This window comes from Streptomyces sp. NPDC055506 (assembly GCF_053643595.1).
Window position 1 is genome coordinate 56826 of the sequence record NZ_JBSHKH010000008.1, and the last position, 23221, is coordinate 80046.

General features: G+C 72.2%; 23 protein-coding genes. 16 read left to right on the plus strand and 7 right to left on the minus strand.

The genetic code is table 11. The features are described 5' to 3' along the window. Positions 1-88 precede the first annotated feature (88 nt). The gene (locus tag ACWIF2_RS05370; RefSeq protein WP_454358727.1) at positions 89-715 is read right to left on the minus strand and encodes a glyoxalase; all 627 of its coding nucleotides are present in this window, start codon (positions 713-715) and stop codon (positions 89-91) included. Between the two features lie 144 nt (positions 716-859). On the opposite strand from ACWIF2_RS05370, the gene ACWIF2_RS05375 reads away from it, so the two are divergent. The 4 genes from ACWIF2_RS05375 (at position 860) to ACWIF2_RS05390 (ending at position 6416) form a co-directional block, all read left to right on the plus strand. Next, complete coding sequence (locus ACWIF2_RS05375) at positions 860-1756, plus strand: SDR family oxidoreductase (protein WP_454358728.1); 897 nt, start codon at positions 860-862, stop codon at positions 1754-1756. A gap of 168 nt (positions 1757-1924) precedes the next feature. Continuing rightward, positions 1925-3496 (plus strand): SDR family oxidoreductase, encoded by a 1572-nt coding sequence (locus tag ACWIF2_RS05380; RefSeq protein ID WP_454358729.1) that lies wholly within the window; start codon positions 1925-1927, stop codon positions 3494-3496. 31 nt (positions 3497-3527) lie between these two features. Further along, positions 3528-4901 carry a cryptochrome/photolyase family protein gene (locus tag ACWIF2_RS05385; RefSeq protein ID WP_454358730.1) on the plus strand — a complete coding sequence of 458 codons (1374 nt, stop codon included), beginning with the start codon at positions 3528-3530 and terminating at the stop codon, positions 4899-4901. A 15-nt stretch (positions 4902-4916) separates the two neighbouring features. Beyond that, entirely contained in the window at positions 4917-6416 is a 1500-nt protein-coding gene (locus ACWIF2_RS05390; RefSeq protein ID WP_454358731.1) for a cryptochrome/photolyase family protein, read from the plus strand. Here the strand turns inward: ACWIF2_RS05390 and ACWIF2_RS05395 are convergent. After that, complete coding sequence (locus ACWIF2_RS05395) at positions 6405-7406, minus strand: MerR family transcriptional regulator (protein WP_454358732.1); 1002 nt, start codon at positions 7404-7406, stop codon at positions 6405-6407. The genes ACWIF2_RS05390 and ACWIF2_RS05395 overlap by 12 nt on opposite strands. Before the next feature lie 113 nt (positions 7407-7519). On the opposite strand from ACWIF2_RS05395, the gene ACWIF2_RS05400 reads away from it, so the two are divergent. Further along, positions 7520-8101: an RNA polymerase sigma factor gene (locus ACWIF2_RS05400; protein ID WP_454358733.1), complete on the plus strand. Its 582-nt coding sequence runs from the start codon at positions 7520-7522 to the stop codon at positions 8099-8101. A 137-nt stretch (positions 8102-8238) separates the two neighbouring features. After that, a complete protein-coding gene (locus ACWIF2_RS05405) occupies positions 8239-8925 on the plus strand; it encodes a DUF4397 domain-containing protein (RefSeq protein ID WP_454358734.1) in 687 nt (228 codons plus the stop codon). Here ACWIF2_RS05405 and ACWIF2_RS05410 read toward each other — a convergent pair. From ACWIF2_RS05410 to ACWIF2_RS05420, 3 genes are all read right to left on the minus strand, one after another. Further along, on the minus strand, positions 8909-9250 hold the full coding sequence (locus ACWIF2_RS05410) for a DUF6207 family protein (RefSeq protein ID WP_454358735.1): 342 nt from the start codon (positions 9248-9250) through the stop codon (positions 8909-8911). The genes ACWIF2_RS05405 and ACWIF2_RS05410 overlap by 17 nt on opposite strands. 171 nt (positions 9251-9421) lie before the next feature. Then, positions 9422-10063 carry a DNA alkylation repair protein gene (locus tag ACWIF2_RS05415; RefSeq protein WP_454358796.1) on the minus strand — a complete coding sequence of 214 codons (642 nt, stop codon included), beginning with the start codon at positions 10061-10063 and terminating at the stop codon, positions 9422-9424. Positions 10064-10173: 110 nt separating this feature from the next. After that, the gene (locus tag ACWIF2_RS05420; protein WP_454358736.1) at positions 10174-10965 is read right to left on the minus strand and encodes an MBL fold metallo-hydrolase; all 792 of its coding nucleotides are present in this window, start codon (positions 10963-10965) and stop codon (positions 10174-10176) included. A 90-nt stretch (positions 10966-11055) separates the two neighbouring features. Here ACWIF2_RS05420 and ACWIF2_RS05425 point away from each other — a divergent pair, with 90 nt between their 5' ends. Further along, complete coding sequence (locus ACWIF2_RS05425) at positions 11056-11736, plus strand: ABATE domain-containing protein (RefSeq protein WP_454358737.1); 681 nt, start codon at positions 11056-11058, stop codon at positions 11734-11736. A gap of 12 nt (positions 11737-11748) precedes the next feature. Here the strand turns inward: ACWIF2_RS05425 and ACWIF2_RS05430 are convergent, their stop codons facing one another. Beyond that, a complete protein-coding gene (locus ACWIF2_RS05430) occupies positions 11749-12432 on the minus strand; it encodes an SDR family NAD(P)-dependent oxidoreductase (RefSeq protein ID WP_454358738.1) in 684 nt (227 codons plus the stop codon). Positions 12433-12590: 158 nt separating this feature from the next. On the opposite strand from ACWIF2_RS05430, the gene ACWIF2_RS05435 reads away from it, so the two are divergent. The 9 genes from ACWIF2_RS05435 (at position 12591) to ACWIF2_RS05475 (ending at position 22491) form a co-directional block, all read left to right on the plus strand. Beyond that, positions 12591-13502 carry a LysR family transcriptional regulator gene (locus tag ACWIF2_RS05435; RefSeq protein ID WP_454358739.1) on the plus strand — a complete coding sequence of 304 codons (912 nt, stop codon included), beginning with the start codon at positions 12591-12593 and terminating at the stop codon, positions 13500-13502. A gap of 142 nt (positions 13503-13644) precedes the next feature. Beyond that, on the plus strand, positions 13645-14811 hold the full coding sequence (locus tag ACWIF2_RS05440) for a CaiB/BaiF CoA transferase family protein (protein ID WP_454358740.1): 1167 nt from the start codon (positions 13645-13647) through the stop codon (positions 14809-14811). Positions 14812-14890: 79 nt separating this feature from the next. After that, the gene (locus tag ACWIF2_RS05445; protein WP_454358741.1) at positions 14891-15667 is read left to right on the plus strand and encodes a crotonase/enoyl-CoA hydratase family protein; all 777 of its coding nucleotides are present in this window, start codon (positions 14891-14893) and stop codon (positions 15665-15667) included. A 6-nt stretch (positions 15668-15673) separates the two neighbouring features. Then, positions 15674-16420 (plus strand): acetoacetate decarboxylase, encoded by a 747-nt coding sequence (locus ACWIF2_RS05450; protein WP_454358742.1) that lies wholly within the window; start codon positions 15674-15676, stop codon positions 16418-16420. After that, complete coding sequence (locus ACWIF2_RS05455) at positions 16417-17367, plus strand: SDR family NAD(P)-dependent oxidoreductase (RefSeq protein ID WP_454358743.1); 951 nt, start codon at positions 16417-16419, stop codon at positions 17365-17367. Before ACWIF2_RS05450 ends, ACWIF2_RS05455 begins: the two co-directional genes overlap by 4 nt. A gap of 1 nt (position 17368) precedes the next feature. Further along, a complete protein-coding gene (locus ACWIF2_RS05460) occupies positions 17369-18571 on the plus strand; it encodes an acyl-CoA dehydrogenase family protein (protein ID WP_454358744.1) in 1203 nt (400 codons plus the stop codon). 78 nt (positions 18572-18649) lie between these two features. Further along, positions 18650-19174 carry a toxin-antitoxin system HicB family antitoxin gene (locus ACWIF2_RS05465; RefSeq protein WP_454358745.1) on the plus strand — a complete coding sequence of 175 codons (525 nt, stop codon included), beginning with the start codon at positions 18650-18652 and terminating at the stop codon, positions 19172-19174. Positions 19175-19425: 251 nt separating this feature from the next. Then, positions 19426-20088: a hydrolase gene (locus ACWIF2_RS05470; protein ID WP_454358746.1), complete on the plus strand. Its 663-nt coding sequence runs from the start codon at positions 19426-19428 to the stop codon at positions 20086-20088. 60 nt (positions 20089-20148) lie between these two features. Next, positions 20149-22491, plus strand: a complete 2343-nt coding sequence (locus ACWIF2_RS05475; protein ID WP_454358747.1) for a helix-turn-helix domain-containing protein — start codon at positions 20149-20151, stop codon at positions 22489-22491. Positions 22492-22513: 22 nt separating this feature from the next. Here ACWIF2_RS05475 and ACWIF2_RS05480 read toward each other — a convergent pair whose 3' ends face one another. Continuing rightward, positions 22514-23182, minus strand: coding sequence for a DUF5701 family protein (locus ACWIF2_RS05480; RefSeq protein WP_454358748.1), 669 nt, complete (start codon positions 23180-23182; stop codon positions 22514-22516). Positions 23183-23221: the final 39 nt, after the last annotated feature.

Genomic DNA, 23221 nt, shown 5'->3' on the forward strand with positions numbered 1-23221 from the left:
CGCACCGGCGCGGCGCCACGGGACCGCGCCGGCACGTCACGACTCCGTAAGGTCGCGCGCCGTGCGTCGGACCCGGACAACGCCGGGTTCACAGCGACGCGTTCTCCGACGCCGTCGCCCAGGCGAATCCGTCCGGGTCGGTGAAGGTCCCGGCGTCGCTGTCGATCGTGAGCCGGTGCGATCCGGTGCCGTCGGGTGAGATGCCGACGAGCTTGGCGAGGCCCCGGCGCTTGTAGAGCGCCAGCTTGACCGGGCCCGGCCCGGTGGCGAACTCGACGTATTTGCCGCCGAAGCTCTTCCCCACGGCGAGGCCGTGATCGACGTAGAACTGCTTGCTGGCCTTCACGTCCTCGACGCCGAGCAGGAGCACGGTCTCGTCGATCTGCCGGGTGGCCGGGCCGGTGTTCTTCTTCGACGACGAGGCCACCTGCCAGATCGTCCCGTCCGGGGCCTGTACGACGCCCCCGTAACCCCAGAGGGACTTGGCGGCGGGCTTCAGGGTCTCGGCACCGGCGTTCACGGCGGCGTCCATGAGGGCGTCGACGTTGGCGGGCTGGGACACCACGAGCGACAGCGTGAAGCCGCGGAAGCCGGTGGTCGGTGCCTCCGAGGCCCGCAGCCGTACCTGTCCGCCGAGGCCGAAGGCGGTGGTGAGGAAGCGTTCGGCGGCGGCGGGGTCGGCCGCCTCGAGGGTGACGGATGCGATGGAAGTCATGACCTCGACGCTAGGTCGGCTCAGCGGTCCACGCTTCTCGAATCCTGACCGGATCGGCGACGAGGCCCGGATGCCCGGCGTGCCGACGCCCCGGTCCGCGCCTAACGTGGGCCGGGCCAGCGACGCCGCGGAGAGGAGCGTCCCATGCCGGTCGCCCGGAGCCCCCTGCACGGCCGGACCGCCGTGGTGACCGGTGCGGCGCGCGGGCTCGGGGAGGCGATGGCCCGGGAGCTGTGCCGCCGGGGCGCGAAGGTGGCGCTGCTCGGCCGTGAGGAGCGGACGCTGGCCCGGGTGCGGGACAGCCTTGAGGGCCTGGCCGAGTGCTGGGAGGTCGATGTCACGGACGAGCGCGGGATGGCTCGCGCCGCCGACGGGATCCGGGCACGGTTCGGGCCGCCCTCGGTGGTGATCGCCAACGCGGGCGTCGCCGAGGGCGGACCGTTCGCCGAGGCCGATCTCGAGGTCTGGCGCCGGGTCGTCGAGGTGAACCTCGTCGGCAGTGCCGTCACCGCGCGGACGTTCCTGGCGGACCTCCTGGACACGCGGGGCTACCTCCTCCAGGTCGCGTCGCTGGCGTCCATCGGGGCGGCGCCGATGATGAGCGCCTACTGCGCGTCGAAGGCCGGGGTCGAGTCGTTCGCCCACGCGCTGCAGGCGGAGGTCGCCCATCAGCGGGTGGGCGTGGGCATCGCGTACATCAACTGGACGGACACGGACATGGTCCGCGACGCCGACGCGCACGCGGTGCTGCGGGAGTTGCGCGGCCACATGCCGCGTCCGGCGCGCAAGGTGTATCCCGTCCCGTATGTCGCCGGCCGGCTGGTCACGGCGGTCGAACGGCGCCGGCCCGCGGTCTACATGCCCCGCTGGCTGCGGTACACCCAGCTGGTGCGGGCGGCGATGCCGCCGGTCGTCACGCGGCTTTCGCGACGTGAACTGCCGCGTCTCGCCGCCGACGAGCCGTTCACGGCCACGGGGCTGCTCGGCGCGGGAGGGCGCGCCGACCAGGAGGCGGCCGGCGTCGACACTCCGCCCGGCTGAACGCCCGCTCCGCCGATCCGTGCATCCGCCGGCCCCGACGCGTCCGAAGTACTCGTGTGAGAGCGAATGCGGCCGGTCGCCCGCCGCGACAGGCGAGGTCCTGCAACGGCGCCCATGATCGAGGGAGAGAGGCCGCAACGCCGCAGCGCACGCGTGGAGGAGCCGATCGTGGACACAGGCGGACAACGGGACGCACGGCCGCTGCACTGTCTGGTGACCGGGGCGTCCGGGTACATCGGCGGGCGTCTGGTGCCGGAACTGCTCCAGGCCGGCCACCGGGTCCGGTGCCTGGCCCGCTCCCCCGGCAAGCTTCGCGATCACCCCTGGGCAGGGCACGCCGAGACGGTCCGGGGGGATGTCACGGACGCCGATTCGGTCGCCGCCGCGATGCGCGGTGTCGACGTCGCGTACTACCTGGTGCACGCCCTGGGCACCGGTCCGGGCTTCGAGGAAACCGACCGGAGGGCGGCCCGGGTCTTCGCCGAGCAGGCGCGCGCCGCCGGTGTGCGGCGGATCGTCTACCTCGGCGGGCTCACACCCCAGGGCGTTCCCGAGGAGTCCCTCTCCCCGCATCTGCGGTCCCGGGCCGAGGTGGGACGCGTCTTCCTCGACGCGCCGGTGCCGGCCACGGTGTTGCGGGCGGCGGTCGTCATCGGTTCGGGGTCGGCGTCCTTCGAGATGCTGCGCTATCTGACCGAGCGGCTGCCGGTCATGATCACGCCCAGTTGGGTGCACACCCGGACGCAGCCGATCGGCGTGCGGGACGTGCTGCGGTACCTGGTCGGTTCGGCTTCGATGCCGGATGACGTCGACCGTGCGTTCGACATCGGTGGGCCGGACGTCCTCACCTACCGGGACATGATGGACCGGTACGCCCAGGTGGCCGGGCTGCGGCGCAGGCTCATCGCGCCGGTGCCGGTGCTCACCCCGAGGCTGTCCAGCCACTGGGTCGGCCTGGTCACCCCGGTGCCCGCCGCCCTCGCCCGGCCGCTGACGGAGTCGCTGCGCCACGAGGTCGTGTGCCGCGAGCACGACATCGCCCGGTACGTGCCCGACCTTCCGGGCCGGCCGCTGCCCTTCGACGCGGCGCTGGCCCTGGCGCTGCGCAAGGTGCGGGAGGCACAGGTCGTCACCCGCTGGTCGTCCGCCGCCGCGCCCGGGGCGCCCAGCGATCCCCTGCCCACCGACCCGGACTGGGCGGGCGGCAGCCTCTACGAGGACGAGCGGCACCTCCCGGTGGACGCGTCCCGGGAGTCGCTGTGGAAGGTGATCGAGGGCATCGGCGGCGACAACGGCTGGTACTCCTTCCCGCTCGCCTGGACGGTCCGCGGCTGGCTGGACCGCTTCGTCGGCGGTGTCGGCCTGCGTCGCGGACGACGTGACGCCGAGCGCCTGCGGGCCGGCGACTCACTGGACTTCTGGCGGGTCGAGGAGATCGAGCCGAGCCGCCTGCTGAGACTGCGGGCGGAGATGCGCCTGCCCGGCCTTGCGTGGCTGGAGATGTACGCGGAGACGGACGACGCGGGCCGCACGCGCTACCGGCAGCGCGCCCTCTTCCATCCCCGGGGACTGCTGGGGCACGCCTACTGGTGGTCCCTCTCCCCGTTCCACGCCGTCGTCTTCGGCGGCATGGCCCGCAACATCACCCAGGCGGCCGCCAAGGGCATGAGCGCGCGCCGGGCCGGCCCGCGCCCCGGCCGCATCCGGACAGCCCGCCGTGACCGAAGAGTCAGGCAGTAGAGATCCACACCGCACCCTCAGGAGCATCGACATGACCGTCGCGGTCGTCTTGTTCACCTCGGATCTGCGGGTGCACGACCATCCGCCGCTGCGCGCCGCACTGGCGTGGGCAGACGAGGTGGTGCCGCTCTTCGTCCGCGATCCCGGTGTCCACGCGGCGGGCTTCGACGTACCCAACCGCGCCGCCTTCCTCGCCGACTGTCTGGCCGACCTCGATGCCTCGCTGCGCCGGTGCGGCGGCCGGCTCGTCGTCCGCAAGGGCCCTGTCGCCCAGGAGGTCTGCGCGGTGGCCGCCGAGTGCGGGGCGACGGAGGTGCACCTCTCGGCGGGCGTCACCGGCTACGCCCACCGGCGGGAGGAGCAGTTGCGGGACGCGCTGCGCGGACAAGGCGTGGCGCTGCACGTGCACGACAGCGTGATCACGGCCGTGGCGCCCGGGACCGTGACGCCCACGGGCAACGACCACTTCGCCGTGTTCACCCCCTACTTCCGGCGGTGGTCGCGGGAGCGGTTGAGGGACGTCTTTCCCGCGCCGCGCACCGTGCACGTCCCCGACGCCGTGCAGGGCGAGCCGCTGCCGTCCCGGGACGGACTGTCCGGCCTCTCGCCGGGCCTGCCCGCCGGGGGCGAGACACCGGGACGCGACCGGTTCACCCGCTGGGTGCGGAGCGGCCTGTCCGAGTACGAGGACCGGCACGACGATCTGGCGGGCGACGCGACCTCCAGGCTCTCGCCGTATCTGCACTTCGGTGCCCTGTCGCCGGTGGAGTTGGTCCAGCGGGCCCGGGAGCGCGGCGGGCCGGGCGCGGAGGCGTTCGTACGGCAGTTGTGCTGGCGCGACTTCCACCACCAGGTGCTGGCGGCCCGCCCCGACGCGTCCGGTCAGGACTACCGGACCCGGTACGACCGGTGGCGGACCGAGGACGAGGCCGCCGAGGACATCGCCGCGTGGCGGGACGGCCGCACCGGCTATCCGGTCGTCGACGCGGCCATGCGCCAGCTGCGCCACGAGGGGTGGATGCACAACCGGGCCCGGCTGCTGGTGGCGAGTTTCCTGGTCAAGACGCTGTATGTGGACTGGCGGATCGGCGCCCGGCACTTCCTGGACCTGCTCGTGGACGGCGACATCGTCAACAACCAGCTCAACTGGCAGTGGGTCGCCGGGACCGGCACCGACACCCGCCCCCACCGCGTCCTCAACCCGGTCGTGCAGGGCAAGCGCTTCGATCCGGCGGGCGGATACGTACGGCGGTGGGTGCCGGAACTGTCGGACGTGCCCGATGCCCGCGTCCATGAGCCCTGGCGGCTGCCCGAAGAGGAACGGGCGCGGCTGGACTACCCGCGGCCGCTGATCGATCTCGGTGAGGGCCTGGCACGGTTCAAGCACGCGCGCGGCCGGGACTGACGGCAGGGGTGCCGCATGCACTGGCTCTTCGGTGATCAGCTGGGTCCGCACTTCCTGCGGCCGTCGCAGGACAGCGGTCTCGCCCGGGACACGCCGCTGCTGATGATCGAGGCACGGTCGGTGTTCCGGCGCAGGCGTTTCCACCGGGCCAAGGCGCACCTGGTCCTGTCCGCCATGCGTCACCGGGCTGCCGAACTCGGCGACCGCGTCACCTACGTGCGCGGCGACACCTACCGGGAAGGGCTCGCCCGGGCGGCACGCGGCCGGGCCCTGACCGTGCACCACCCGACGTCGTACGCCGGGCTGCGGCTGGTGCGCTCGCTGCCTCGGGTCGCGACGGGCCCGGCGCGCGGATTCCTGGTGCCCATGGACGCCTTCGCCGGGTGGGCGGACGGGCAGGGCGGCAGGAGCGTGCGTCAGGAGGACTTCTACCGCTGGGTCAGGCGCGGACACGACCTGCTGATGGACGGCGACCGGCCCGCGGGAGGCCGGTGGAACCTCGATCACGACAACCGGCGGCCGCCGCCCCGTGACGCGACCGTCCTGCCGGTCGACCGTCCCTACCGGCCGCGCGAGGACGACATCGACGAGCAGGTCCGCCACGATCTCGACCGCTGGGAGAAGGACGGCGACGTGAGCTTCGTCGGGCGGGACGGGCCACGCCTGTTCCCCGCGACCCGTGCCGAGGCCCGGGCGGCACTGCGGCGCTTCGTGGAGCGCCGGCTCACCGACTTCGGCCCGTACGAGGACGCCATGCTCGCCGCCGACCCCGTCATGAGCCACAGCCTGCTGTCGTCCTCGCTCAACCTGGGCCTGCTCGACCCCGCCGAGTGCGTCGAGCAGGCCGAAACGGCGTGGCGCGAGGGGCGGGCGCCGCTGAACAGCGTGGAGGGCTTCGTCCGGCAGATCGCCGGCTGGCGCGAGTACGTGTGGCAGCTGTACTGGTACTTCGGCGAGGACTACCGCAACTCCAACGCGCTGCGCCACACGGCCCCGTTGCCGGACTGGTGGAACGAGCTGGACGCGGACGCCGTGGACGCGCGGTGTCTGCGCACGGTGCTGTCCCAGGTACGCGACACGGGATGGACCCACCACATCCCCCGGCTGATGATCCTCGGAAGCTACGCCCTCCAGCGGGGCTGGGATCCGGCCGCGGTCACGGACTGGTTCCACCGCTGTTTCGTCGACGGCTACGACTGGGTGATGGTGCCCAATGTCGTCGGCATGTCGCAGTACGCCGACGGCGGCCGTATGACGACCAAGCCGTACACGTCCGGCGGTGCGTATGTGAACCGGATGAGCGACCTGTGCGGCTCGTGCGTCCACCGGCCGGCGGACCGGACCGGCGCCCACGCGTGCCCCTACACCGCGGGGTACTGGGCCTTTCTCGACCGGCATCGCTCCGCGCTGGAGCGCAACCACCGCATGGCCCGGGCCGTGCGCGGTCTGGACCGGCTCGCCGACCTCGCCGATGTGCGACGCCAGGAGCGGGCCCGCGGTGACTCACCGCCCTGACACGACCGACTCCACCACCGCGAGGGCCTCGGCCAGGCCGGGGGGATGGGGCAGTCCGGCGAGAGTCTGCCCGGCCCAGCCCGGGCCCAGGGTCAGGACGACCGGCTTCCTGCGGGCACCGCGCACCCCCCATCGCATCGCCGCCACGTGCTGGGCAAGTGGCCGGCTGGCCGTGGTGCGGGACTGCGCCCACAGGCCCACCGCGGCCGGCCCGGTCCGGCGCACCGCCGCGACGACCGATTCCACGGGCAGCGCGGCACCGAACATGCGTACCGGCAGACCGCGTTCGGCCAGCGCGGCGGTCAGCACCTCCAGCGGCAGGGTGTGGTTCTCCCCCGGTACACAGGCGAGCACGGTGGTGATGCCCGGGCCGTCGGCGGTCACGGGTGGTGTGCTGCGCCGCAGCGCCCCGGAGACGTGCCACGACAGGAAGTGCTCCACCTCGACGTACTTCTCGCCCGAGCTCTCCCACTTGCGGCCGGTCGCCTGCAGCGTCGGCATGATCACCTCGGTCCAGGCCGTGACCAGTCCGTGGTCGGCGATCGCCGCCAGCAGCAGTTCGTCCAGGGCGGCGGCGTCGAGGCGCAGGGCGGCACGGGCGATGCCCCTGGACTCCTGCCGCACATCGCCGAGTCGCATACCGCTCCCGGCCCGGCTGCGGCCGCGGGGCAGGGGACGCGGCGGTGGGTTCGGTGCCCGTGTGCTCGGGGCCGCGTCCGGCGGCGCGACGCCGAGCGCGATGCGCGCCGCCTCGGCAGGGGGCAGCCCGGTCGCCGTCAGGGCGCACATCCGCTCCAGACGGGCCACGTCCGCGGCGGTCCAGCGCCGGTGCCTGCCGCCGGTGTGCGCGTCGGGACCGATGCCGTAGCGGCGGTCCCAGGAACGGACCGTGGTGGGCGCCACCCCGAAGCGTCTCGCCACCTCTCCGGTGGTGAGCCCGCCGCTCCCCGGGTCCTCGTCGGGCCGGCCGTCGCCGTCACCTCTGCTCACGGACCCCACTGTACGACGCACAAACGACGCATGTTGCCTGCGTCGTTTGTGCGTCACAACACTGGGACGCGTGCGGACGGCCGCACCTCGCGCATGGCAGGAGGAACCAGGCCATGACCATCGACACCCATGAAGAGACCAGGTACGAGGACGAACTGGCCCACGGATTCCGTGCCGCCGACGAGGACGCCTTCGCCGCGGTCTACCGGCGCTGGGCCCCCCTGGTCCACACCATGGCCACCCGGTCGCTCGGCGACACGCACGAGGCCGACGACGTCACCCAGCAGGTGTTCCTCGGCGCCTGGCGTGGCCAGGCCGGCTTCCGCCCGGAGCGGGGCCCGCTGGGCGCCTGGCTCGTGGGCATCACCCGTCGCAAGATCGTCGACGCGCTGGCCGCCCGGAGCAGACGGCTGGCTCTCGCCGACTCGCTCGCCCACACCGACGACCCGCCCGGACAGGACGAGTCGGCGGCGGAGGAGGTCCTGGACCGGGTTCTGCTGGTGAACGAGTTGTCCTGTCTGCCGTGGCACCAGCGGCACGTGCTGTGCCTGGCCTTCTACGAGGATCTGACCCAGGCCCAGATCGCGGAACGGACCGGAATGCCCCTCGGCACGGTGAAGAGTCACGCCCGCCGTGGTCTGCAGCGTCTGCGCACGGCGATCGAACCGGGCCAGGTCCGCTGGACGGGCGTCTAAGCGCGCCGCCGAACCCGCCCACGAAGGCCGCCGAAGCTCGGATGAAAGGTACATTCCGCGCATCCACGGCGGTCGCCCTTCACGAAACGACATCGAGACCCCGCAACGTGCGGAGGCGCATTCGAAGGGATCACCCCATGATTTCCCGGACCTCTCTCGCTGTCGCCGCATCGGCCGCCGCCTGCGCCCTGGCCCTGGGTGCCACCGCACCCGCCATGGCGGGTGCCGCCTCACAGGACCATGCCATGGTGTCCGTCTTCCACGGCATTCCCGGGATGACCGTCGATGTCTACGCCAACGGTGACGAGCTGCTCGGCGACTTCAAGCCCGGCACGGTGACCGATCCGCAGGCGCTCGACGCCGGTACGTACGACATACAGATCTTCGAAGCGGGCCAGAACCCGGACGGCAAGCCCGCTCTCGAGAAGGAGATCAAGGTGCCCGAAGGCGGGAACGCCACGATCGCGGCACACCTCACCGCCGACGGCGCACCTCAGCTGACGGCCTTCACCAACGATGTCTCGCAGGTCGCCGAAGGCAAGGCGCGTCTCACGGTGCGTCATGTCGCCGCGGCGCCGGCCGTCGACGTCCGCGCGAACGGGCAGCCGCTTTTCACCGGCCTAGAGAACCCCAAGGAGGACACCGCCGAGGTCGGGGCGGGCACCGTGAACGCCGATGTCGTGCTCGCCGGCACGGACGACGTGGCCATCGGCCCGGCCGACCTGCCCCTCAAGGAGGGGACGGCCAATGTCGTCTACGCCTGGGGAAGCGCCGAGGACAAGAACCTGGCGCTGGCGACCCAGACGCTCAGCGGCACGAAGTAGGTTCGGTGGGCCGGCGGTCCAGGAGGTAGCGCAGCCGCACATCGTGCCGGTCCGCTCCCCTGGCCGTACGGTCCGCGACGACCATTTCCCAGCAGGCCGCGAGGGCTTCCCGGAAGAAGCTGGAGGCGGACTCGTCGCGTGCGGCGGTCTCCACCACGTGGCGGCCAGGATGATCTCGAGTTGTTCGGCGAAGTGCGGGCCGGGGAGCGGGATTTCGCAGCCGGGGTTGCGGGCGTACCCGGCGGCGACGGCGGTGGTGACGCAGGCCTTGACCGCGCCTCGATGCTCCCGCCCAGACCCCGTGCTGGGCGGGAGCCCCTTCCACACAGACCTGTTCGGGTGACGCAAAGTGCGCGCTTTCATTGATGTATGGACAGAATGCGCATAGGTAGACGGCTCACCAACCGGCAGGTCAGGAGAGACTTCGACTACAGCCGGTGCCTCCACTGGCGAGAGGCACCGGAGTAGCAGCGAAGCACCCTCGCGCCGGTGCCGGCTAACCGTGCTGTCGGCGCACCATCTCGGTGATCCAGACGGGCGCGAACGGGGATGTGCAGCCGGGGGACGTCGGGTAGTCCTTGAGCACCTCCAGGCGCTCGCCGATGTCGATGGCGCGGGCGCGGTGGCCGGCGTGCTCGATGCCGATCTGGGCCAGGCAGTGGTTCATCGCCCACTGCAAGCGGTCCGGGGCGTCCTTCATCTCCGCCTCGATGACGTCGAGCAGTCCCCCGAGGTCGAGGCTCTCGGGCTTCTTCGCCACGCGTTCGGTGGTCAGCGCCCAGCCGGCGCTCGCGACCACGGGATCCGGGTCGGCGAACCAGGCCAGGCGCAGCTCCTCGGAGTGCGGGCTCTTCCTCACCACGTAGTTCACGAGCCAGTCGTGCACCTTGGGTGCGCGCGCCTCGCGCAGCATGACGTCCAGTTCGGCTCGCTCGAATGCCTTCGGGCGGCAGATCAGGATCGCCAGCAGTCTCGCCGCGGTGTCATCCGTCTCCCAGAGCCGGACCGCGAGTTCCTGCTGTGTCTTCAGCCGCTTGGCGAGCGCGCGCAGCTTGCCGAGGTTCACACCGTGATCGTCACCGTGCCTCTCGTTCACCGCGCGCGCCTTCGGGTCCTCGAGAGCGGCCAGCTCGGCCATCACCTCGGCGACCGTCGTCCGGATCTGCGTCGTCTCGGCCACCTCGGCCTCCTGTCCTTCGCGAGCGGCATTCACCCTACGACGGAACCCGGCCGCCGGGATGCCCCCGATCAGCCCGAGTGCCCCCAGTCCAGGCGGTCGGCCAGCCCCGCGGCGGTGAAGGCGGCCTGGAGTTCGTCGCGGCCTTCGGTGAAGTGGGTCCAGCTGTCGTAGTGGACGGGGACGACCCGGCGGGCGCCGAGTATCCAGGTGGCTTCGGCGGCCTGGGCGCTGTCCAGCACGAGGGTCCCCCCGTCGAAGAGACCGGCGAAGCGGGGTGCGCCCGCGAAGAGGACGGCGGTGTCCACCGGCCCGAGACGCTCGGCGGTCTCCCTGACCGCGTCGAGGGAGGCGTTGTCACCGCTGACGTACACGGTGGGCAGTCCGTCTCCGGTCAGGACGAATCCGACGACCTGTCCGGTGATCGCCTCGGTCTCCTCGCGCGGCCCGGGGCCGTGGACGGCGGGGACGCCGGTCACGGTGACGGTGCCGCCGTCGGGGCGGTCCAGTGCGACCGACTCCCAGTCGGCCAGCCCCCTGGCCTTGTCGCCGAGGCGCTTGCCGCCACCGGGGGTGGTGAGGGTCAGCGGTACGTCGGCGAGGAGGGCCCGGCCGGCGCGGTCGAGGTTGTCGGCGTGCTCGTCGTGGGAGAGCAGGACCACGTCGACGCGGCCGAGATCGGCGGGACTGCCGGAGGCGGGGGCGGTCTTGGTCAGGACCGGGCCGACCGACTCCGGGTAGTCGCCGGGGGCGTCGAAGGTGGGGTCGGTCAGGAAGCGCAGGCCGCCGTACTCGAAGAGAGCGGTCGGGCCGCCGAAGACGCGGACGGGGAACTGCTCACGGGTCGTCACTGAAGGAGCCACAGAAGAAACACCTCACGGATGTAAGCGGCTTATCCGTGAGAGACCGTAGCACGCTTCTCACGGATACAGGCACCCCGTACCATGAGATCCATGGATGTGAACGCCGCCGAAGAAGCCGCCGGACTCGCCGAACCCGCCGTGCCCCCCGCACCGGGCGAGGAGCGGTACCCGGCCCTCGCCTTCGCCAACAGCACCATCGCGTCGCCCGGCGGAAGGCTCACCGACTTCCTCGGCACACCGGCGCAGGCGAATCAGTGGCTGGCGGAGCGCGACCTCGCCCCCGTGGACGCGGGCCTCCGGGAGATGTGCACGGCACAGCTGCGGTCGCTGCGCGAACAGATCAGGTCGTTGCTGGCTTCCCGCGTCGAGGCGGTGCCGGCCCCGCCCGCCGCCCTCTCGGCCGTCAACCACGCCATGACCAAGGTGCCCACCGCCTCACTGCTCCAGTGGGACGAGAAGAACGGCCCCTACCGCGCGCCCCCGCACCCCACCACCGAGATCGTCGACCACGCCCTCGCGACCCTGGCCGCCGACGCGGCAGACCTGCTGACCGGGCCCGACGCCGAGCGCCTCACCGCCTGCGGATCCCCGCCCTGCGGCCGCTATCTGCTGCGGCACGGCCGCCGCCACTGGTGCTCGACACGCTGCGGCGACCGCGCACGCGCGGCCCGCGCCTACGCCCGCAAGACCCGGGCCGAGTCCGGGTCCGGGGCCGAGTCCGGGGCCGAGTCCGGGGCTTCCGCGCCCGGGACCCACCCGGACGGCCGGTGAGGCCCGCCCGCCTCAGAGCTTGAAGACGAGCTCGGCCTGGTCCCGCTCGGTGGTGTGCAGTTTCCAGTAGAGCGGGGCGATCTGCTCGGGCCGGGCCGCCTCGAGACCGGGGATGACGGAGACGCCGATCGACGAGTCGATGCCGACATGCGCGGCCTGGATGCCGGTGCCGGCGTCGGCCAGCTCCTTGTGCAGGTTCAGCACCCAGTTGCGCAGCGCCGCCGCGGCGGCATTGACGTTGGCGACGCGCGGGTCGGGCCGGATGGAGCCCGCACCGGTGGTGTAGAGCAGGGTGCCCGCACCGGCCGCGCGCATGGCCGGCAGCACGGCCCGAGTGGCGGCGATGGCCCCGTACAGCTGGAAGTTCATCTCGAACTCCACATGGGACGGCTCGGTGCCGGTCGGAGCGGTCAGGGCGGTGACACCGAACGTCCCCACCGGGGAGTACTCCAGGACGTCGATACCGCCGAACTCGGCGGCGGCGCCCTTGAGCGCCTCGGTGAGCCCGGCGCGGTCGAGCACGTCCGCGGGGAACGCGGCGGCCTTGACGCCCTCGGCGGTGAGCTTGCCGACGAGGTCGTCGAGCTTGCCCCGGTCGCGGGAGATCAGAGCGACGTCGAAGCCCTGGGAGCCGAAGGTACGGGCGATGGCCAGGCCCAACTGGGGGCCGGCTCCGACGATGGCGATGCTGGGCACGGCAAGTCCTTTCACTGTGGGCCACATGAGACCCAGTCATTTGGATAGGCCTATCCATTTTCTGAAACGGATAGGCCTTACCGGTTCACTGCACCCACCGTATCACTGAAACCGGATAGGGCAATTTGGTTACCGGACCGGTCGCTAGGGTGGTCCGCGTGGAGCTCCTACACCTGCGTTACTTCGTCGCCGTCGCCCAAGAACTGAACTTCTCCACCGCGGCCCGCAAGCTGCACATGGCGGCATCCCCGCTGAGTCGGCGGATCAAGGACCTCGAGAGCGAACTCGGGCACCGGCTGTTCGACCGCGACACGCATCGAGTGAGACTCACCCCGGCCGGCACGGCGCTGCTGCCGATCGCGCGCGGCGTTCTGGAGCAGGTCGACTCCATCCGGTGGCGCCTCGACGAGACGGCCCGGCCGCAGCGGACCACGCTGCTGCTCGGCGTCCCCAGCGGCATCCATCCGGACCTGCGGATGCGGATGGACGCCCTCGCCGAGCGGGTCGGCGACCGGTTCGAGATCAAGCGCTGGCCGGGCGGCACCGACCGGCTGGTGGACGCGGTGTGCGACGGACGGCTCGCGCTGACGCTGGCCCGGCTCCCGGTCGGCGGCGACCCCGCCCTGGAACAGTTGCCGGTGATGTCGGAGCGGCTCGGCGCGGTCGTGCCCAGAGACCGTTTCCCGGGGCGGGAGTCGGTCGCGCTGGCGGAGCTGGCCGAGCTCGCCTACGCGGGCTCCCCCACGGCCGTGACCAACGCGTATTTCCGCGGACTCGACCAGCAGCTGTCCGATCTCGGCATCAAGAAGCGGATCGAACTGAGCAGCGTCACCTTCGACGGAGTTTCCGAGATAGTGGCCAGCGGGCTGGCATTCTCCATTTCCATGCTGGATTCCAGAAGCCCTGTGCAGAATTATCGTCTCGACAATGTGGCGATCCTCCCCTTCTCTGATTTCCATCCGACACTGGAGACCGGCCTGTTCTGGCGCAAGGACCGAGCCGACGGCGGTGACCTGGAAGAAGTCGTCGCCACCGCCCGCGAAGTATTCGCCGATCCTCTTCACACCTGAATTCCTGGAAACCCCCCGAAAAGGCGGTATGACCACTGCGGTCATACCGCTTTTCGTCATTTGGTCATTCCGTTCGAGACCGGCCCTTGCTAACTTAGTTTCCAGATACACACATGCGGCGAAGCTAGGAGTGAAGGTAACGATGACGGAAATCACGGACACCACCGCCGGCCCGCTGGACGGCGTGCGCGTGATCGACCTCTCGACCGTGGTGATGGGCCCGTACGCCGCCCAGATCCTCGGTGACCTGGGCGCCGACGTGATCAAGATCGAGTCGCCCGCCGACACCGTGCGGGTGGGCCACTACCGCACGACGCCGGGCATGACCCCGCTGAACCTGAACGTCAACCGCAACAAGCGGAGCGTGACCCTCAACCTCAAGGACGAGGCCGACCGGGAGCGCGCCCTCGACCTGGTCGACACCGCGGACGTGCTGATCACGAACATGCGGCCCGGCGCGCTGCACCGCCTGGGCCTGTCGTACGAGGACATCGCCGCCCGCAACCCGCGGCTCGTCTACGCGCACGCCCAGGGCTTCCGCGGCGACTCGGACCGCGCCGGCCACGCCGCGTACGACGAGACCGTGCAGGCCGCGTCCGGCCTGGTGGACATCGCCGACCGCGCACTGGGCGAGCCCGTCTACCTGCCGACGATCATCGGTGACAAGGTCTCCTCCCTGACCATCGCCTACAGCGTGCTCGCGGCCCTGCTGCACCGGGACAGGACCGGCCTGGGCCAGCAGGTCGAGATCCCGATGACGGACACGCTGATCGCCTTCAACCTCGTCGAGCACCTGGCGGGCCACACCCACGTCCCGGAGAGCAGCCCCACCGGCTTCCCGCTGTCGATGCTCAAGGGCCACAAGGCGGTGCGCACCAAGGACGGCCTGGCCTGTGTCATCCCGTACAACCCGCGGAATTACCGTGACTTCTTCACCGCCGCCGGGCGCCCGGACCTCGCCGAGGACCCGCGGGTCGGCGGGGACGCCATCGACAGCGCCGACCACGAGGGCCTGGCCGAGCTGATCGGCGTGTGCGCCCCGGCGCTGACCACCGAGGAGTGGGCGGAGGTGTGCGCCAAGCACAGCATCCCGATGGCGCCGGTGCTGGAGCTGGAGAACGCCCACGAGGACCCCTACGTCCGCGACGGTCACCTGCTCGACACCGTGGAGCACCCGACCGAGGGCACCGTCCGCACGATCGGCATCCCGGTGCGCTTCTCCGCGACCCCCGGCTCGATCCGCCGGCTGGCGCCGGTCGCGGGCCAGGACACCGAGGAAGTCCTCGCCGAACTCGACGCCGCCCGCTGAGCGCCGTCGCTTTCTCTCCCCCGTCTCGCCGTCGGGGAGCAGCCCCGTGCTCCCCGACGGCCGTCACAGAAGGACAACCATGAGCACCCCTGAATCCCCCGTGGTACGGACCGAACGCATCGGCTCAGCCCTGCTGATCACCCTGGACCGCCCCGAGGCCCGCAACGCCGTGAACGCGGCCGTGGCCGACGAACTGGCCCGCGCACTCGATGAGTTGGAGGCCGACCCGGCGCTGCGGGCCGGTGTCCTGACCGGTGAGGGCGGCACGTTCAGCGCCGGCATGGACCTCAAGGCGGCGCTGCGCGGCGAGTCGCCCGAGGTCGAGGGCCGTGGATTCGGCGGACTGGCCGAGTCCGAGCCGGCCAAGCCCCTGATCGCCGCCGTGGAGGGCTTCGCCATGGGCGGCGGCTTCGAACTGGCCCTGGCCTGCGACCTGATCGTCGCGGCCGAGAACGCCCGGTTCGGGCTGCCCGAGGTCAAGCGCGGACTGATCGCGGCAGGCGGCGGTGTGATCCGGCTGCCCAAGCGGATCCCGCACCACCTCGCCATGGAACTCCTGCTGACCGGCGAGCCCGTTGACGGCCGCCGCGCCGGCGAACTGGGCCTGGCCAACCGGGTCACCGCCACCGGCCAGACCGTCGCCGAGGCGCTCCGGCTGGCCGAACGGCTCGCCGAGAACGCCCCGCTCGCGCTCGCCACCGTCAAGCGCGTCGTCCGCGCCGCCGACGGGGCGCCCGACGCCGAGGCCTTCGCCTTCCAGCGCGAGCGGATGAAGACCCTGATGGCCTCGGCCGACGTCCGCGAGGGCATGACCGCCTTCGCCGAGCGCCGCCCCGCGCGGTGGACGGGACGGTGAGGCGCCATGCAGGCCGAGGAGGTACGACGGCACGTCACCACCCCGCTCACCAGCCCGGCGTTCGCGCCGACGGTCCCGCGGTTCACCGACCGTGAATACCTCAACGTCGTCTACCGCACCGACCCCGAGGCGCTGCGGGCGGTCGTCCCGGAGCCGCTGCGGATCGATGAGCCGCTGGTCCGGTTCGAGGTCATGAAGATGGGCGACGTCAGCGGCTACGGCCCCTACACGGAGGCCGGCCAGGCGATCCCCGTCGGCTTCGAGGGCGAGCGGGGCGAGTACCTGCACGCGATGTACCTCGACAACTTCCCGGCGACCGCCTCCGGCCGCGAGGTCTCCGCCTACCCCAAGGTCATGGGCTCCCCGGCGCTCCGCGTCGACACCGGCGCGCTCGTCGGCACCCTCGACCACGGCGCGCAGCGGGTCGCCACCGCGACCATGGGCTACAAGCACCACGGGCTGGACCGGGACGAGGCGGCGGCGCAGATCACCGTGCCGACCTTCATGCTCAAGACCGTTCCCGGCTACGACGGTCTGCCGCGCGTGCAGGAACTCGTCCGCACCCGCATCACCGACCTCACCGTCAAGGAAGCCTGGACCGGCCCCGCCCGGCTGCAGCTCTTCCAGCACGTGCTGGCCCCGCTGGCCGATCTGCCGGTGCTGGAGGTCGTCTCCGCCAGCCACATCCTCACCGACCTGACGCTCGCGGGTGTCGAGCCGGTCCACGACTACCTGAAGGGAGCCATGTCATGATCCGCGCCTTCCGTACGGCCGCGGTGATCGGCGCCGGGACCATCGGACTGTCCTGGGCGACGCTGCTCGCCGCGCACGGCCTGACCGTCCGGGTGACCGACCCTCGCCCGGACCTCGCCGAGGCCGTGGCCGAGGCTCTGGGCCGGAACGCCCCGCAGCTGGCCGCCCGCGGCCTGGACGTGACGGACCTCGCGGGCCGGGTGCACCTCGCGGCCGATGTCGCCGAGGCGGTCCGGGACGCGGACGTCGTCCAGGAGAACGGCCCCGAGCGGCTCGAGTTCAAGCGGGACCTGTTCGCCACGCTGGTCCGGGAGGCCCCTGACCACGCGCTGCTGCTCAGCTCCTCGTCGGCGATCCCGTCCAGCGCTTTCACGCGTGAGCTGCCGGACGAGGCCGCCGCCCGGGTCCTGATCGGCCACCCCTTCAACCCGCCGCACCTGGTCCCGCTCGTCGAGGTCGTGCCCGGGGAGCGCACCGGCGAGGACGCCGTGCGGGACGCGGTGGACTTCTACACCTCGGTCGGCCGCACCCCGGTCGTCGAGCGCAAGGAGATCCCCGGCTTCGTCGGGAACCGGCTGCAGAACGCCCTCAGCCGCGAGGCGGTGTACCTCGTCGAGCAGGGCGTGGTGACCCCCGAGGACCTCGACAAGGTGATGACGAACTCGCTGGGCCTGCGCTGGGCCACGGTCGGGCCGTTCCTCGGCTCGCACCTGGGCGGCGGCCCCGGCGGCTACCGGCACATGGCCGAGCACATCGGAGCCTCGATGAAGCGGATGTGGGCGGGCCTCGGCACCCCCTCGCAGAACGAGGAAGAACAGGAACGGCTCATCGAAGCCGTGGAAAAGGCCTACGGCTCCTCCACGTACCCGGAACTCACCGAGACGCGCGACCGCAGGCAACTCGCCGTGCTGTCCGCCCTGGACAGCGCCGACAAGGAGGAGAACTGAGATGACCACCTTCACGGAACCGCTCGAGGACCAGCTGACCGCCGACTTCTACGGCTACGAGGCCCTGCTGCCCGACGAGGAGCGCAAGATCCTCCTCAAGGCCCGCGCCCTCATGCGGGACGAGGTCAAGCCGCTGGTGAACGAGAACTGGGCCCACGACCGCTTCCCCACGGAGCTCATCTCCCTGTTCCGCGACAGCGGCCTGGCCGGACTGCCCTACGAGGGCTACGGCGAACACCGTCCCGCCGTCAGCAACCTCCTCAGCGGCATGCTCGCCCTGGAGATGACCCGCACCGACGCCTCCGTGTCCACCTTCTTCGGCGTCCACAACGGCCTGGCGATGTACTCGATCCACTCGGGCGGCGACCAGGAGCAGCGCGACCGCTGGCTCCCGGAGATGGCCGCGATGGACAGGATCGGCGCCTTCGCCATGACCGAACCGCTCGGCGGCTCCGACGTCGCGGGCGGCATGCGCACCACGGCCCGGCGCGAGGGCGACACCTGGGTCCTGAACGGCGCCAAGAAGTGGATCGGCAACGCGACCTTCGCCGACTACGTCGTGGTCTGGGCCCGGGACGTCGACGACAACCACGTCAAGGGCTTCGTCGTCGAGAAGGGCACGCCCGGCTTCGAGCCGGTGAAGATCGAGGGCAAGATCGCCTTCCGGATCGTGGAGAACGCCGAGATCACCCTGACCGACGTCCGGGTGCCGGAGGCGAACCGCCTGCGGAACATCAACTCGTTCCGGGACGTCGCCGAGATCCTGCGCGCCACGCGCGGCGGGGTGGCCTGGCAGGCGCTGGGCGTGATGGTCGGCGCCTACGAACTGGCCTTGGACTACGCCCGGGAGCGCCGCCAGTTCGGCCGCCCGATCGGCGGCTTCCAGCTGGTGCAGGACCTGCTGGTCAAGAGCCTGGGCAACATCACGGCGTGCTGGGGCATGCTGGTGCAGCTCGCCCGGCTGCAGGACGCGGGGATCTTCCGTGACGAACACTCCTCCCTGGCCAAGGCGTTCGTCACCTCCCGGATGCGGGAGGTCGTGGCCTGGAGCCGGGAGATCTTCGGCGGCAACGGAATCCTCCTGGAGCATGACATCGCCCGGTTCTTCGCCGACGCCGAGGCCATCTACTCCTTCGAGGGCACCCGCGAGATGAACACCCTGATCGTCGGCAAGTCGATCACCGGCCAGAGCGCCTTCGTGTGACGCAGGCGGCAGCAGTGAACCCCAGGTCCCTCGACCTGGGGTTTTCTCATGGCGCCACCTTGATGCCATCATGCCGCCATGGACCTCACGCCCTATGTCGACACACTCCGCCGGGAACTCGCGGTGGCTGCCGAAGCCGGTGGGGAGGACGCCCGCGAGCTGGCCGAGCGGCTGACCGCTCCACTGGAGTCGGCGACCCGCCTGACACTGCTGAACGTGCTGTCCGCCGCCATGGACGAGATCACCCGCGAACTCGCCCCCGGCTCGGTCGACGTACGGCTGCGCGGCCTCGACCCCGCCTTCGTCGTGACACCGCCTCCGGCCGGCGCCGGTTTCGAGGAGCCGGACACCCGCCCCGAGCCGCCGAGGGCCCCGGCCCCGGTGCCCGCCGACGCCGACGACGGCACCACCGCGCGGATCAATCTGCGCCTGCCCGGGCATCTCAAGGGCCGCGCCGAGGAGGCCGCCGCACGCGAGGGCCTGTCGCTCAACGCCTGGCTGGTGCGCGCGGTCAACGCGGCCGTGGAGAGCGGCGACATCCGGGCCCGCTCCACCGAGTCGCCCCGCAGCGGCGGCAACCGCTACACCGGCTGGGTGCGCTGAGGCCCGCCTTCGAGACCCCGGAACCCGTGGAGTGACGCTCCGCGTCGGCACGGGACTCGCGCGGTTCACATCGTCGTCGAACTGCCCGCCGGTTCCGGGACGGGGCCGAGACTGGCCCCCGGGCGCACCCTGCTGTCCCCTCCGTGCACGGGCGGCCCCGAACCCCTCCGGCGCTGGTCCGGCGTGCCTAGCGTGACGAGTGAACCGGCCGAGATCCGTGCCGGAGTCACGCTCCCCGGAGGACAGCAACCATGGTCAGCATCGCCGACGTCACCGCCACCCCCGGCCCCGACCTGCTCACCCCGGACAACTGCGCGGTGCTGTTCGTGGACCACCAGCCGCAGATGTTCTTCGGCACCGGCAGCGGCGACCGCACCGCCATCATCAACGCCACCGTCGGTCTGGCCAGAGCCGCCCGGACCTTCGACGTGCCGGTGGTGCTGAGCACCGTGGCCGCCGAGTCCTTCTCAGGGCCGCTCCTGCCGCAGCTGGCGGACGTCTTCCCCGGGCGGAAGCCCGTCGACCGCACCTCCATGAACGCCTGGGAGGACGTGGACTTCGTCGAGGCGGTCAAGGCCACCGGACGGCGCAAGCTCGTCATCGCCGGTCTGTGGACCGAGGTGTGCGTCGTCCTGCCCGCGCTCTCCGCGCTCGCCCAGGGCTACGAGGTCTACGTCGTCACCGACGCGTCCGGCGGCGTCAGCCCGGAGGCCCACGCGCACGCGGTACAGCGCATGGTCCAGGCCGGGGCGGTCCCGGTCACCTGGGTGCAGGTGCTCCTGGAGCTGCAGCGCGACTGGGCCCGTACCGAGACGTACGGTGCGGTGACGGACGTGGTGAAGGAGTACGGCGGCGCCTACGGCCTCGGCATCGTCTACGCGCAGGCCGTCATCGGCGACCACGCCGCCGGCTGATCCCGGCGGGGCGGCGGGCACGGCCGAGGGCCCCCCGGCTGCCGCGCGTATCATCGCGCGGTGGACACCGGGGTGGGGATCGCGGCGCCGTTCGGCCGGCTGCTGCGGGCGTTACGGCAGAGCCGTCGGCTGACGATCGAGGAACTGGCCGAGGCCTCCGGGGTGTCGGGGCGCGCCATCGGTGACATGGAGCGGGGCAAGAGCCGCCGTCCGCACCGGGGCACCGTCACCGCGCTCGCCCAGGGCCTGGAGCTGGACGAGGCGGCGCACGCCGAACTCCTGGGCGCCGCCCGAGCGGCCCGTCCCGGGACGCGGGCCGCCGGGTCAGTCAAGGCCTCGCCGCACACGCTGCCGAGGGGCGTGCGTGACTTCGTCGGGCGGCATGAGGAGCTGGCCGTGCTGCATGCCCTGGCGCGGGAGGCCGCCGACAGCGGGCCGACGCCGGATCCGGGGTCAAGGGTGCCGCCGACGGCCGTGGTGTGCGGCCCGCCCGGAAGCGGCAAGACGACTCTGGCGGTCCGGCTGGCCGATGAGCTGGCGTCGTCCTGCCCCGACGGGGCGTTCCTGGTGGACATGCGGGGTCTGGACGAGCGGCCGCTCCCCGCGGAGCAGGCCGTGTCGGGGCTGCTGGGCTCGTGGGGCGTGGAAGACGCCGAACTGGCCCGGCTCAGCGCCGAGGAGCGGCTCGCCCGCTACCAGGAGATCACCGCCGGGCTCCGCGCGGTCCTGGTGCTGGACAACGCGGGCGGCGAGGCCCAGGTCAGGCCGCTGCTGCCACGCGAGGGGCGGCTGCTCGTGGTGGTGACGAGCCGGCGTGCCCTCGCCGGTCTGGAGGGGGTGCGGCGCGTCGAGCTCGGCGGTTTGAGCCGGCAGGAGTCCGCCGCCCTGCTGCGGGCCGTCGTAGGCACCGGGCGCGTGGCCGCCGAGCCGGAGGCGGCGGACGTCGTGACGGAGCTGTGCGGTCATCTGCCGCTGGCCCTCAGGGTGGCCGCCAACTGGGCCGCCACCCGCACCAACTGGAGCCTGCGGCGCCTCGCCGACCGGCTCACCGACGAGGACCGCAGGCTGGACGCGCTCAGCGCCGGCGACCTGCGGATCAACTCCGCCTTCGCGCTCTCCTACTCCCGACTCGCCCCCGAGGCCGCCCGGATGTTCCGGCTGCTGTCGCTCGTACCGGGAGGGGACTTCAGCGTGGCACCGGCCGCGGTGCTCGCGGGTGTCCCGCTGCCCGACGCCGAGGACCTCCTGGAGGAACTGCTGGAGGCGGGACTGCTGATGACGTCCCGTCAGGACCGCTACCGCCTGCACGACCTGCTCCGGCTGTACGCGGCCTCCCGGCATCGCGTGGAGGACGGGGAGGAGAGGTCGCTCTCCGCGCGCTCCCGACTGCGGCACTGGCTGCTGGAGACCGCCGTCCTCGCGGGCCGCTGGTACGAGCCGGACTACGGCATGCCCGCGCCGGACCCCGGCCGGCTGGTCGCCCTGGACGACCGTGAGCAGGCGGCGCGCTGGATCAAGGCGGAGGGCGAGACCTGGCTGGCCGCCTTCCGCGAGGCCGCGGCGCGGGGCGAGCACACGCGGGTCGTCGAGGTCGCGGAGGCCATGCACTGGTTCTCCGACCACTGGGTGTCCTGGGGCCACTGGACCGAGGTCTACGAGCGTGCCGCCGCGGCCGGGGCGGCGCTGGACGACGCCGGTCTGGAGGCGACCCACCGCAACTACCTCGCCTGGGCGTACTGGGCCTGTGCCCGCCGGCACGACGACGCGGTGGAGGCGGCCACGGCCGCGCTGCGGCTCGCCGGTGCCTCCGGGAACGTTCTCCAGCAGGCGTGGGCCCATGCCTACCTCGGCTGGCTGCGGGACACCGTCGGCGACATGCCGCCGGCCGCCGACCACTACCACCGCGCCTTGGAGCTGTTCACCGAGGCGGACGACGTCACCGGGTATCTCCAGGTGTCCTGCGGGGTGATCAGGGTGCTGCGCGGGGCGGGCCGGGACCGGGCGGCGGTCGAGACCTATCAGGGCATCCTGGACGCCCTCGCCGACCCCCGTCATCACGACCGGATCCCGCCCAACGTACGGGACTTCACCCTCCTGTCCGCGGTCTACTCGGTGTCGTTCGTCCATCTCGGCCAGGGGCACTGGCAGGAGGCCGCCGACGCGCTGCGCTCCATACGGGGGCAGTTCGACGCCCGCGGCTGGCACAAGCAGGCGGGCAAGGTCCGTCTCCACCTGGGCCAAGCCCTCGCCCACCTCGGCGAGAGGGCCGAGGCCGCCGCCGAGTACCGCGCCGTGCTCGCCCTCGACGACCGCGTCCCCGCGGACGTACGGGACGAGGCCCAGGCGGGCCTCACCGCCCTGGCCGAGGGCCGGCCGGCACCGGCCGGCCCGCTCGTGCAGTGAGGGGCGGGCCGGTGCCGGGAGGCTAGGCCTTGCGGCCCGTGGTGGAGGCGAAGCCCAGCCAGGTGTGGCGGTTGTTCCACCAGCACCAGCCGACCTTCGGGGCGTCGCGGCGCTCGCGGCCGTCGCGGCCGGTGCCGTTGCTGATCCAGATCGCCGGGGTGCGGGCGTCGAACGCGCCGTTCGGCTTGCGGAGCCGGGAGCCGATGGTCATGAAGCACAGGTTGCGCTCCAGGGCGGCCGGTTGCTGGAGCACCCAGTGGATTCCCTCGGTGAGCAGCAGCGGGGTGCGGTCCTCCTCGGTGAGGGCGGGCAGTGCCTCGTCCGGGCTCCAGTTGCTCATGTGGTCGCCGCGGTCGAGGCCGGTGAGGACGTAGAGCGGGGCGTCGGGCAGTTCGACGGCGGTGGGGGCGAACTCGTCGACGTCGGGCATGTCGACGACGACGAAGCCCGGCTTGCCCTCGCGGCTGAGCAGCGGTGCGAGGGCGGAGGCGGGGGCCCGGTCCGGGTGAACGGCGAGCAGGGCGCCCTCGTCGCCCACCGAGGCCTCGGCGTCTGCGGCGTACGTACGGATCTCGGCGGCCGGCAGGCCCGCGATCTCGTGCACCCCCGTCTCGATCAGTCGCTCTGCCTGTGCGCTCAGGGACGGGAGTACGGGCAGAACGGCGGTGGTGCCGGGCGTGGTCTCGGGCACGATGCTCCCTGGGTCGGCGGCGTGAACAGTGAGGCAACG